Genomic DNA, 11,777 nt, shown 5'->3' with positions numbered 1-11,777 from the left:
TTACGTTCATTGTCGATACGTTAGATAATGAATGCACATGTTTAATTGAACGTATGCGTTCAATAAGTAAACTGGAATAAATATGAATACGGGAAAAAGGCTGCCCCATAGACCGGTCGACCAGACGAAGCAGGACGCTATCCTTGCGTCTGCCCGCGCGGAATTTTTCGAATATGGATTTGCATCAGCGTCAATCGAACGCATTGCCGCTGCAGCAAACGTATCGAAAGTGACGATTTACAACCATTTCCAAACTAAAGAAAATTTGTTCTCGGCGATGGTTGGCAGCGAGTGCAGGGTGATGCGCGGCAGTTTGCCCGAAATATCCGACGACGAAGTTCCGTTGCGCGTTGAGCTTATGGGTTTTGCAGAATCGATGATGAAGTTTTTGAGTAGTCCGGATATTATTCGTTTTGACCGGCGTATGGCAGCGGAAGTTGAACGCCATCCTGAAATGGGTGAGTTGTTTCTAAACGCCGGTCCACGATTGATGCACAAAATGCTCACAGAGATGATTGCAACAGAAATGGACCGGGGTCGCCTGGCTAAGGCAGACCCACGAGAAGCCGCAGCCCACTTATATGGTATGATAAAAGGATTTGCGGACGTCGAATGGAGGTTTTCCAACCCGGAATCAGCACCGGAGTCAGTTACTTCTGCAACACTGGGGGCAGCCGTGGATCGTTTCCTGTTTGCATACCGGCCATAAAAATCAGCCAAATTATCGACAGCTAATTCATGCGTTGACATCAATTTGACCAAAAAATCGGGCCGGCTATGAACCGCGTTTATCCCATCGACACTGCCGGTGCCGGACCTTCGCTGACAATACTGTTGATCCCTGCGAGAATGAGCATTGCAATAATAAACAATGCCAGGATTGCAAAACAGCCTTTCAGGCTGTTCTTCTGCAGCGATGCAGGTTGATTATTCGCGAGGTCGTAGGAACAAAAACCACAAACCTTCGCGTCGGACTGCATCATTTTTCCACATTGCGGGCATTTAATGGATGAGGTCATGAAAATTCTCCTGATAAGTTGTCAGATTGGTCAGGCTCATTGAATTGCATGACACCGATGACGCGATAAATCAGGTTGTAGTTCCGGTTCATACCTAGGTTATCACCTAGGGCTAATGGTCACAGGGTGAAATGTTTGAGCCGTTTGGCTGGCATCTTGTCGACAGGGAGAACAATGCCGCAGCTTCCGGCTCACGTCGCTTAACACCACAAACAAGCTAAAGGGTTTGATCCATGGTGAACCCTGCTGGGTTCGAACCAGCGACCTTCTCATTAAAGGTGAGCGTTCATCACTTTCTGGGACTCACCACCGATTTCTATAAATATAGGCGATCATTCATGGATGCTTCACGTCGTTGATGTAACTTTCAGGCATCAAATGAGGAGCAAATGGCGTTTTCGGGTGCCAGTGCAAAAAACGACAGATTAAAGTCCGCAACAGCGATGGTCTTGATCCATGTTGTGGCTGGATATGCGATCCTGAAGGCATTCGATTATCGCCGAGACGATGTGTTGAAGTCGGCGCTGACCAGATTGAATGTGATCGACATTTCAATTCCTCCGGTCGTCATGGACGAAAAGCCCAAACACCCAACGCAGACTATCCCAAATCTACAACTGGGGCGCGGCAAGCCGCCGCCAGTCTACGTGCCGCCGCCTCGCGATAAATGAACGAGGTAAATGGTGCACGCGGAGCGATTATTGATTAACGAGAATTGGGTTAGGAACGGTCAGGCAACTTTCGGATCGACCAGCGCGCATAGAGGAAGTTCAGCAACAGACCCAATTGCGGACTTAAGTTCGAAATAGATCGAAGACGCTGCAAATATTTTCAGGCTTTCTCGATGGCACAATAACCCAGCTATAAAATGGCGTTGATGAGAAAAATTCGATATTTGTAGTTATCTTCTTTCGACGCTTGGCGTCTGGAAGTTTGAAAGCTGTGATGATTAAAAAAGTTGTAACTCGCACTAACAATACAACTATTAATCAGCTTTCCGTTCGTCAAATCTCAGGCTGGTAACTCTTCGAAGCAGATACCTTTATTCGGCTTTTGAGAGAACCGACGAGAATTTCGCACGTAAGAAGCTCAGAAAATTCGATGCCCAGCCTGCCGTTATCAGACCAAGCGACTAATCCGTTTACGTTCGTGTCGCCACATATGAGAGTTACTATCTCGAACGCCCGCAGAGGTTGCGTGACGTCAAGCAGCGCTCCATTCACAGAAACATCGCGTACGCATACGATCTGCGTTAAATTCTCACTTTGCAGTTTTGCCTTCAAAAAAGAAGGCATTCGTCTTGGGTTTCTCTTTTGCGATAGTATTGCGACCATTTTGTTATCCTTCAAGCTTTGCTGCTTTTTTATTTGACCAACCTTTTCAAGATGGAGTTTCAGAAAAGGTAATGACCGATATGTTTCTATTTGCGGGGCTTTACTGGAGGGCGCTTGATGGCAGACACGGGTCTGAACCGGTCAAAGACGTGAAATCCATCCGCGCCGTTGAATACCCCTTCAACTTCGACCTTATGGCTATTTTTGATTGTCAGCAAAGAAGGGTCAATATGCTCATCAAATTCCAAGCCTGCTTGGTGTTGTTTGGACCAAGCTACGGTGCATTGAAGCGGTTGAAGGTTTTTCATCGTGATCAAAACCTTTTCGCCTGCCTCCAACTTAGTTTGCAGTTCAATGCCCGCGCCCATATCGGTTGCGTTACGCAATATAGCATCAACTTCGCGAATACGGTCATTTGATATCTGGATTTTGATTAGCCGTTTAGGCCGATCACCGTTCGAACGTTTTGTAGCAATGTTGGGAGTGTCGGTCATGGCAATGATGAGCGCATAAACGGGTAGGCATGTGTTGCACTGCCAGCACACACTATTTCGTCATCACCGTTGTTTGCGCTTGGACCATTAAGGTTCCAGAAGGTAGGAGCTTGAGCGCTGGCTCCGAGAAGCGAGGCCGCAAAAATTGTTGATGAAAGAAGAAGTTTAATGCACATGATATTGCTTCGATATCCCACTACCTAAGCTGTTATCGTGGCCGTGAGTAATTCACACAATCGGGTTAACCAACATGTTTTAGGATAACAACGCGGTGTACCAAATTGGCACATCCCAACCGATCATCCTTACACACTGCAATTGTCATTTTGCTCTTGGGTAAGCACAAAAACCCTCACGTTGTTTCGATTAATTGATTTGGCTTCGCACAGCAGGAGGAAAAGTAATAACGATGTTAGTGCGTCTTAGATTGTCCGTTACGCTGACGATGGGGTCTGTTGCGCCAGATTCGGCCCAGCCGCCAAAACTACCCATTGCCCCCGGGTTTGGGTAAAAACCGACGCCCGGTGGAAGGTTGCCTTCATGGCGCATGTGTACATCGGAAATCGCTTCGGGACAGCTTATCTCTATGGCCCCAAACAAACGATGGGCCCCCGCCAACGAAACAGACAGTCTCCGCCATATTGGAAAAGGCAAGAACGGCTTTACCATCGTCAACGACGGGCCGATTGAAGTTGCCGCCGGGGCAATGGGAGAGGCGATTGTCCGCGCAGTGTTTCTTAGCGAAAGGTGCAGTGGACCGACACAGTTATGCTTTGTCCAGCGGAGTCTACTTCGGTCAAGTTTCAAGCTGGCTTCGTTCGTGAAGGCTTATCACCGGATTCGCTTAAAACTGACCGGACGCCGCGATCTTATACATAAAGGGTTATGCAAAAGTGAATTCGCGACACGCATCAAATGAGAGCGTCAAACGAAGTGGCGTGACAGAATTTCTCTTGCAATACTGGCCCAGCAAAATGCAGGGTTTAATTGAAGCTAGTGAGCGTCGATCATTAGCCGCAAAACAGACTGGCTTCTTCTGGAGCGCTTCTAGAATGTTCGGTTTTTGCCAAAAATTCTAAAAAGCTGCCGCTCCCGACACAACAACATTTTGCGTTTAGTTGCAGTCATTATAAGTGCCGGCTCACTCCCCATAAGCGGACATTGCATCAGACAGGCGGCTATGGCGGACTTGTCGGACGATTTGGACCGTCCGTTTTGGAAGTGCAATTACGATAGGCGGGTGAACATTCGTTCATTCACGTGCTGGTCAAACGGATGATCGTGCCGCATTTGCAAATCGTGCTTTAACCCCTTTCGCGATCATTAGTCCGGCAAACTCCAGCGCAAGGAAGTTTCCCCCAAGCCGAGCATATGCCGGTATCAGGGCGTTGATAAACGATGGTTCCGAAGCCATAAACCATTGGCTTACACGCCAACGGGTTCGCCCCGAAGCCGCGTCAATAATGCGGCAGGCAGGAATGTCAGCACAAGCGGCGCTCCGATCAGCAGTCCAAATATGATTGCTGTCGCCAGTGGGCGTTGAAGCCCGGCTCCGCGTCCGATACCGAGAGCCAAGGGCGCAAGCGTGAGTATCGCAATCAAAGCGGACATCAGGATGGGGCGCAGCCTCGCAAGACCCGCTTCCCTAACTGCCGCCAGATCGAGCGGCTTATCTAGATCAAGTTCCGCCAAGTAAAAAATCACTAGCTCGGTCACCATGCCGACTACCATTGTCAGTCCCATCAACGCAGAAATATCAAGCTCTGTTCCGGTCAGCCAAAGCCCAGCAATGACGGCGGCCGCAGACAGCAAGATCGTACCCAACGCCGCGATGGTTATCCGCCAACGACCGAACAAATAAGTCAAAAGCAACACTGTAAGTAGTATGGCTGCAAGGAACACCGTGGCAAGATCGGCGAAGCTCTTTTGCTGTTGGACGTAGATGCCGCCGTAAGCAACCCGAACAGATGCAGGTAAGCGAAGGTTTGCAACCGTATATTTCACATCGACCATTGCCGATCCGAGATCCCGTCCTTCCAGCCGCGCTGTGACGGGTACGAACGGAGCGAGATCTTCGCGCGTCAGCTGTGTCTGGCCGGCGATAATGGAAACCCGCGCAACTTGTCGAAGGGCAACCGCACGCCCATCGGCACTTCGGAGTGAAAGATTGCCAAGTGCGGCGACACGCTGGCGCAAATCGCCCGGGGTTTGGACGCGCACATCAATCAGCACTTCGCCCTGCTGGATCTGTGTGGCAATCGTGCCGCCCACCGCCGCTTGGGCTTGTAACGCAACGTCATCGGGACTCAACCCGGCCAACGCCGCAGCGGCCCGATCAACCTTGATGATGATCGCGTCGCCTGCAACGCGTTGTCCATCCTGCACTTCCACAACGCCTGAAATTTTTTCGAGGGCAGCCGCAACTTTCTTTGCCCACTCAGCCAACATAGCTGGATCATCTCCGAATAATTTAACTTCAATAGGTTGTGGAACTGCGGTGAGGTCGCCAATCAGGTCCTCCATGAGTTGCAAGGTTTCGATCGAAAGGCCCGGCACTTGGGTTTCGATCTTTTCCCGAATTTCGGTCATCACTTCCTCGATGTTGCGCCTGCTTCCACCTTTCAGACGAATGAAGAAGTCACCTTCATCGCTTTCGGTGAGGCCGCCGCCAAGCTGTACGCCTGTCCGTCTTGAGTAGCTGACAACCTCGGGCGTGGCACGAATGATCGCCTCGACCTGCTTCAATAAAGCGTCGGTATCACCCAAAGCAGCGCCGGATTTGGCTTTGTAATCGAGTATGAAGCCGCCTTCGTCCATTTTTGGCATGAACCCGCTTTCAACCCGGGAGTAGCCTGCGTATCCAGCAACGAGAAGGAGTACCGCAACCACAGCGACGAACAATCCAGGGCGTGCCCATGCTCGTGCGCTCACGCGGTCATATCGCCCCGCCAAACCGTCCATAATTCGTCCGGCACGGTCAGCGGCTTCGGCGTCGGATGGTTTGAGCCAGCGCGCCGCGACCAACGGAACAACGTAGCGTGCATACAATAATGAAACGGCCAAGGCGGCCGTCATGGTAATGGCAAGCGCCTTAAAAAATCCGCCCGTCACACCGCTAATAAAAGCGAGCGGCAAAAAGACGACGATGGTGGCGCCGGTTGAACCAAATAGAGGCTTTGCCATCTCAGCCGCCGCTTCGAGCAGCGCCGGAGCAGTTTTTGCAACCCCCTCTTGCATCCGGCGCATCATGTGCTCAAGCATGACCACCGCGTCATCGACCACCAAACCGACAGCCGCCGCCATTCCGCCCAGAGTCATCATGTTGAAACTCATGCCCAAAACATAGAGAGCCAAACAAGTTGCCGCCAACACCGCAGGCAACATTAAGCCGGTGATAACCATCAGCCGCGCGCTACGCAGGAAAAGAAACAATACCAACCCGGCAAGAACCGCGCCAAGCAATATGGCATCGCGGACTGCGTTGGCAGCGCCCGTGACAAGCTCCGATTGATCGTAAAAAGGGGTGACCGTGATACCGGGTGGCAGCTTCGCCTCGACCAATCGCGCCTCGATGTCCTTCACCAAGCTAACTGAATCTGCCGAAGGTGATTGCCGGATATTGACCAGCACAGCATCATGCCCATTTGCCGTCACGCGCGTGAAGTTGGGCGCTTCTGACGGCGTAATAGTCGCAATCTGGCCAAGCGTGACTATGCCTGCGGTGGCTTCGGCACCCGTCTTGACTGGCGTCGCGGCGATATCGGATATGCTTGTGATCCGGTCTTCTACCAGTGTGAGATATAGCCGATGGCGGTCCTCGATTTTACCGATTGCTTTGACTGTGTTAGCTGTCGTGAGCGACTGCGCCACGTCAGCCAGTGTCAGCGACATGGCTTGTAGCCGCGCAGGATCGACCTCGACCGCAATCTCGCGCGGGCTTCCGCCTAGAATGTCAACGCCAGCCACGCCTTTAACGGGAGTTAGGATTGGCCGCAGTTTTAGTTCGGCTAACTGACGGAGCGCTCTTGTGTCGCGCGTTGTGGATGTGAGCGAAAGTCCCAGCACCGGAAAAATCGTCGGGTCCGACCGGCGCACGTCAAAACGCGTGCCCGGCGGCAAATCGGGCAGGATCGACGCCAATGCACCTTGCGTCGCTTGCGTGGACGCCACCATATCGTCGCCCCATTCGAAACTGAGCGCAACTTCTGCGCTACCCCGGCTTGTCGTTGACCGTATGCCGGTTACGCCGGGGACGGCGCGCAGCGCTATTTCAATGGGCCGGGTTATAGCAGCTGCCATTTGTCCGGCGTCGCGGTCGCCTGCTTCGATTGCAACAACCACGCGCGGATAATCAATGTGCGGGAACAGACTGACCGGCAGCCGCAACCCCGCCATGACACCGCCCAGCGTGAGCAGGATTACCGCGAGCCAGATTGCCCGAGAGTTGCGAAACAGCACGTTTTTCATTCGCCGGAACGCACTTTCATTCCGTCTTCAAGCGCAGTGCCGCCCGAGATGACCACAACCGCCCCGACCGCGAGCCCGGAGCGAATTTCGACGATCCCGTTTTCTTCGGCACCAGGTTCCACAATTTGCCGCTTGGCCAAACCTTTGGTCACGACATACACAAAGGTTTCGCCGCCATCATCGAGCAGCGCAGCGTAAGGAATGGTAACGACTGCGGCAGTCCGATTGACGGTTACGATGCCGCGCAGCGCCTCGCCGCTGGCAATATCGGCCTGCGACGGTAGCGGCGCATACAGCGAAGCCAGCCGCGTTGCCGGATCGGCGACAGGATCAATGCTGGACACCAAAACACTAAAGCCTGCGCTATCTGCTGCGGGTGAGATACGGATGGGCGCTCCCCGGCTGATTCGGCGGGCAAGTGCGGGATCAATTCCGAATTTCGCACGCGCGCCGTCTTCCGATGCAATGCGGGCGACAGGAGCGCCTGCCGCCATTAAATCACCCGTGCTGCCGCCAATCATTTGAACGGTACCAGAAACCGGCGCGCGTAAGGTCATATTCCCTGCACGTCGCGCCAAACTCGCCTTTGTCGCAGCCGCGGTGCCAGCAAGAGCCCGCGCACTTTCAACGTCGGCATCACTCATCAATCCGTCCGCGCGCAGGCGTTTGGCACGCGCATAAGCTGCGCCTGCCTGTGCTGCATCATTTGCAGCGCGGTTCAGATCGAGCACGGCATTAGGGCTCGGTCGTAGCGTGACGATTGCGTCGCCCGCACGCACCTGCGTTCCGGGGGCTGCGTGGATTGTAAAAATGCTTGCTTCAACCGGCGCGGATAGGCCGCGTTCGCCAGCCGGTCCGGCGATGGCGGCGCCGTAAACGGTCAAAGTTTCAGCAGGCGCGCCAAGCGTTGCAGTTACGGTTTTGACCAAAGCGGCGGGTTCGGCCGGCGGCGCTTCCGAGTTGCCACCGGAACAGCCAGACAAGAAAATACCGGGTATCAGCAACGCCAAAATTCTGTTCATTCCCAATTTCCCATCGGCGATCCTGTTAAAAGTTCGAGTGCAATTAGCTGTTCGGCAACAGCCTGCGACACGGCCACCAATGCGGATTGCTTATCGCGTAACGCCTGTTCAGCTGTCTCAGCAGTCGCCAATGCCAGATCGCCACGATTCGCTGCGCGGCGGGTAGCAGCGGCAAAACGCTCAAGTCCTTCCATCTGCTTGACCAAGTCGGAGCGCTGGTTTTTGGCAATAGAGATCCCTGAAACCGCTGCAGCGATTTCAGCGCGGGTCTGAAATAGGCGAGCTTCATATTCGGCCTTCAGCGCTGCCCGCGTTGCTTGCGCCACCGCGATGCCGCCGCGATTGCGATTCCACAGCGGCAACGTGAAATTCACCGAAGGACCAAGCAACTTGTTCCCGGTGTTGTCGCGGGTTCCAGTGACCGTCAGCGACAGGCCTGGAAACTGGTCGAGTACCGCTTTCCTGACCGATGACTCTTGCGATGCATAACCTGCCTGTAACGCCTTCAAATCAAGCCGCTGCGCAGCTGCAATTGAAAACAGGCGCTGGCTATCAAGTACAGGGTCAGGCAATACTATATCGGCCAATCGCAGGAATGATTCCGGTGGGAGGCCTAAAATTCGGTTGAGTTCGAAACGAGCCGCTGCGCGATCAGTCGCCGACATATTTGCCAACATATTTGCGTCAACTGCCGCAATCCGCCGCGCCTCGACATCTTCGGCACGAACATCACCCCGCCCGGCCGCACGCAAACTGCGAGCCAACAGACTGGCGGCGCTGTGCTTGCTGAGGGCAGATAATTTCTCGGCTTCTCCAAGATACACCAGCCGCGTAGCCTGAAGCCGGGCTTGCCCTGCGATTTGCCATTCCGCCCAAGCAAGATCGAGCCGCACGGCTTCGGCATCTGCCTTTACGCCCGCCAGCATCGCATTTCGGTTACGAAAGGCAGCGATATCCAGTCCGATCTGGCCCATGATCGCGTCAAGCGGATCGGGGCCGGAAAGAATATGGTCCAAACCGAATCCAACAACTGGGTCGGGCAACAACCGGGCGGCGAACAATTGCGCTTCGGAAACCCCGGCGCGCGCGCGCTGCGCTTTCAGATCAGGATTGTTGAGCACCGCAATCACTGCGACGGCATTCAAATTCATCGGTGCTGAAAGATCGACCGGAACTGGCGTCAGATAAGGTCTGTCGATGGCCGAGGCCCGGGCGGTTAGTTCCGCCAAATCGGGTGCTGCGAGAACAGAGCCGGAGCTTGCCAAAGGGTCTGGGTTGTAATTTGCACAGCCGCTCAACACCAAAACCAGAGCAAGAAGGCTTGGCATCTGCCATTTTTGAAACGATGCGGCTGCTACCAATATATTTTCGCTCAACTTCAAGGAGGTGTCTCCGCGTGCATAGCGCAATGTGCCATTGAACAGCAATCTATTGCGCTTTTTAATGATGTCGCACAGCGGCTAGTTGAGGGTTATGCGGTATGCTGTAGCTGGTACATGATGCCATAGCCCACGTGATCGGAAAGCATCGTTCCATCGCGCTCCCTGCCGAATGGAATTTCAAACCTTGTCGCGGTTAAATGGCCTCGCGTGCCTGACGCATAAAATTGCCAGTCGCGGCCTCGTGCAACCACGTATTTTGCAAGATTATCCATTTTCTTCCCTTGCCGGACTGCAGCAGCCATACAGTGTTGCAGCGCGCTGCGAACGGGAGATACCGACCATTTTGCAGTGCCTTGATCGAGCAAAAAGCTGCGCCTCGCGGTGGAACTCGCGTTAAAGTCACCTGCAAAAATAATAGGTAATTTGGGATCGCGGTTGGCATAAAGAAATGCGTCAATCGCGCTCACTTGCAGTCGATACGCATAAAGCGACCGTGAATGCGAAACCCGGGAACCGCGCTTTGAATTCATATGCGTAGTGGCGATGGTAACCGGTGTGTCGCCGCCGGGTACCGCGACGGTGACCAACAATACGCCCTTGTTTGCAAGGCAATCATAACCAGCGCATGCAAACGCCGGAAATGCTACACGCTTGATCGACAGGATTGGATAATCCGATGCGATCTGCAGCCCACTATCCAGCGATTTTCCGCTCGTCTCGCCCTTGAAGAAACTTGCTGCATCGACAAAGCGCGAATCTTTCTTTTCAGGCCTTTTTGTATTGATCATGTTTTTGGAAGGGCCGTTCGCCAGATAGCGATAACCACTTCTACTGGCAATTTGCTTCGCGCGCTCGGTGAACGCCTCCTGCAAGACAATGATATGCGGCTGGGCGTTCTCTTTGCGAAGCGCCGAAAGCCGTGTTTCGATTTTTTCAAACGCGGTGTCGCGGTTTCTGGCAATTGGCCAAGGCAAGCCCTTAACATTGTATGTCATCACCGACAGCGACACATCATTCGCCGAGCTTGCAAATGCGGCGTTGCTGAGCGGAATGATAGAGATAGCGGCGAAAGCCAACTTTGAGACTTTTCCAAATAACGACACAAGCGTCCTTCCATGCGAACTTGCAAACATGACGGCGCGTCCATGGGAAATCCGCACTTTAAATTTTCTTGTGCGGATGTGCAGCGCCGTTGGCGTCTTCACTGCTGGGGACCATATGCAAACTGCAGCTTTCCGGTCTGGGGACAACCATGAAACGAAACATTATTGCGATGACGGCGCTCGCCATTGCGGCAGCTTTTGTACCGGCGGGCCTGCAAGCAAAAAATCACGGGCAAACGGTCCAAGCCGGGCGCCTGAGCCTTTTGCCGCCTATTGTACTTGCATCGAATAATACGGACAGGTCAGAACTGAGCGCTTCCCTGTTCAGCTTCCCTTTGGTTGATAATGCCGCGACCATCAAAAAGCGTTCGATGTCGCATGATTGGCAAGACAGTTCTCTGACCGTCAAAATCGTGCGCGCCAAATCGCAACGATGGTCAAACGACCTGACGTCGCCCAATTTCAACCGCTACTCGGTCATGGCAACCGACATAGGGATGGTTCAGGAAGTCAGTGGACGCGACAGCATTTCTGCCGGCTTGTCTTACGCGCTCGAAAATCGCCGCCCCAGTATAAACATTGCAGCGCATAATATTTATCGCACCGGCAACATCGCCGCGACTTTGGGTTGGACGCGTCATTCCGCATTTCGTCTCTCTACTAGCGTCTTTTCGACCGAGCCGATTACGCAGCGCAGCGATCCCGAAAGGCTCGTCGAAATTGCTGGAGGCGCGGCGGTTTCGGCCCAAGGCGTTTCGCTAACAGCAAGCTTTAGCCCGATCCGCGATTTCGCGAACTTTGGTTATGGGCTAGAATTGAGAAACCAGCTGATCTCGCAACGTGATGCTGCTCTGTTCGGCGGATCTTCTGGGCGAAGCGACGCCCGATTGGCGATATTCCTTCGAAAGTCATTTTAACCAGTGGTCGCCGAAAAGCGTTGTCCGCTTGTCCCCAAA

General features: G+C 53.4%; 10 protein-coding genes and 1 tRNA gene. 4 read left to right on the top strand and 7 right to left on the bottom strand.

Annotated features, from left to right (window positions below; all coding sequences use genetic code 11):
• Positions 1-82 precede the first annotated feature (82 nt).
• Positions 83-709, top strand: a complete 627-nt coding sequence (locus ACLL9E_RS09500; protein WP_411291489.1) for a TetR/AcrR family transcriptional regulator — start codon at positions 83-85, stop codon at positions 707-709.
• Positions 710-788: 79 nt separating this feature from the next.
• On the opposite strand, the gene ACLL9E_RS09495 is transcribed toward ACLL9E_RS09500, so the two are convergent.
• Positions 789-983: a hypothetical protein gene (locus ACLL9E_RS09495; RefSeq protein ID WP_411291488.1), complete on the bottom strand. Its 195-nt coding sequence runs from the start codon at positions 981-983 to the stop codon at positions 789-791.
• 270 nt (positions 984-1,253) lie between these two features.
• Positions 1,254-1,316, bottom strand: a tRNA-Ser gene (locus ACLL9E_RS09490).
• Positions 1,317-1,408: 92 nt separating this feature from the next.
• Between ACLL9E_RS09490 and ACLL9E_RS09485 the strand changes: the two genes are divergently transcribed.
• Entirely contained in the window at positions 1,409-1,690 is a 282-nt protein-coding gene (locus ACLL9E_RS09485; RefSeq protein WP_411291487.1) for a hypothetical protein, read from the top strand.
• Between the two features lie 333 nt (positions 1,691-2,023).
• On the opposite strand, the gene ACLL9E_RS09480 is transcribed toward ACLL9E_RS09485, so the two are convergent.
• Positions 2,024-2,314, bottom strand: coding sequence for a hypothetical protein (locus ACLL9E_RS09480; protein WP_411291535.1), 291 nt, complete (start codon positions 2,312-2,314; stop codon positions 2,024-2,026).
• A 5-nt stretch (positions 2,315-2,319) separates the two neighbouring features.
• Here ACLL9E_RS09480 and ACLL9E_RS09475 point away from each other — a divergent pair, with 5 nt between their 5' ends.
• Entirely contained in the window at positions 2,320-2,772 is a 453-nt protein-coding gene (locus ACLL9E_RS09475; RefSeq protein WP_411291538.1) for a hypothetical protein, read from the top strand.
• Positions 2,773-4,272: 1,500 nt separating this feature from the next.
• Here the strand turns inward: ACLL9E_RS09475 and ACLL9E_RS09470 are convergent.
• The 4 genes from ACLL9E_RS09470 to ACLL9E_RS09455 form a co-directional block, all read right to left on the bottom strand.
• Positions 4,273-7,314, bottom strand: a complete 3,042-nt coding sequence (locus ACLL9E_RS09470; RefSeq protein WP_411291486.1) for an efflux RND transporter permease subunit — start codon at positions 7,312-7,314, stop codon at positions 4,273-4,275.
• Positions 7,311-8,336 (bottom strand): efflux RND transporter periplasmic adaptor subunit, encoded by a 1,026-nt coding sequence (locus ACLL9E_RS09465; RefSeq protein ID WP_411291485.1) that lies wholly within the window; start codon positions 8,334-8,336, stop codon positions 7,311-7,313. The genes ACLL9E_RS09470 and ACLL9E_RS09465 overlap by 4 nt, the downstream gene beginning before the upstream one ends.
• Positions 8,333-9,718 (bottom strand): TolC family protein, encoded by a 1,386-nt coding sequence (locus ACLL9E_RS09460; protein WP_411291484.1) that lies wholly within the window; start codon positions 9,716-9,718, stop codon positions 8,333-8,335. The genes ACLL9E_RS09465 and ACLL9E_RS09460 overlap by 4 nt, the downstream gene beginning before the upstream one ends.
• An 89-nt stretch (positions 9,719-9,807) precedes the next feature.
• Positions 9,808-10,821, bottom strand: a complete 1,014-nt coding sequence (locus tag ACLL9E_RS09455; protein ID WP_411291483.1) for an endonuclease/exonuclease/phosphatase family protein — start codon at positions 10,819-10,821, stop codon at positions 9,808-9,810.
• Between the two features lie 149 nt (positions 10,822-10,970).
• On the opposite strand from ACLL9E_RS09455, the gene ACLL9E_RS09450 reads away from it, so the two are divergent.
• Positions 10,971-11,738, top strand: coding sequence for a hypothetical protein (locus tag ACLL9E_RS09450; protein ID WP_411291482.1), 768 nt, complete (start codon positions 10,971-10,973; stop codon positions 11,736-11,738).
• The last annotated feature ends 39 nt before the right edge of the window (positions 11,739-11,777 follow it).

This window comes from Sphingorhabdus sp. (genome assembly GCF_046596595.1).
Classification (GTDB): Bacteria; Pseudomonadota; Alphaproteobacteria; order Sphingomonadales; family Sphingomonadaceae; genus Sphingorhabdus_B.
Note: the sequence above shows the minus strand (reverse complement) of the source record. Positions and strands in the feature narration are given on the sequence as shown.

Coding starts and splice junctions, on each gene's coding strand:
- ACLL9E_RS09500 (WP_411291489.1), top strand. CDS start 83: ATGAATACGGGAAAAAGGCTGCCCCATAGACCGGTCGACCAGACGAAG.
- ACLL9E_RS09495 (WP_411291488.1), bottom strand. CDS start 983: ATGATGCAGTCCGACGCGAAGGTTTGTGGTTTTTGTTCCTACGACCTC.
- ACLL9E_RS09485 (WP_411291487.1), top strand. CDS start 1,409: ATGGCGTTTTCGGGTGCCAGTGCAAAAAACGACAGATTAAAGTCCGCA.
- ACLL9E_RS09480 (WP_411291535.1), bottom strand. CDS start 2,314: ATGCCTTCTTTTTTGAAGGCAAAACTGCAAAGTGAGAATTTAACGCAG.
- ACLL9E_RS09470 (WP_411291486.1), bottom strand. CDS start 7,314: ATGAAAAACGTGCTGTTTCGCAACTCTCGGGCAATCTGGCTCGCGGTA.
- ACLL9E_RS09465 (WP_411291485.1), bottom strand. CDS start 8,336: ATGAACAGAATTTTGGCGTTGCTGATACCCGGTATTTTCTTGTCTGGC.
- ACLL9E_RS09450 (WP_411291482.1), top strand. CDS start 10,971: ATGAAACGAAACATTATTGCGATGACGGCGCTCGCCATTGCGGCAGCT.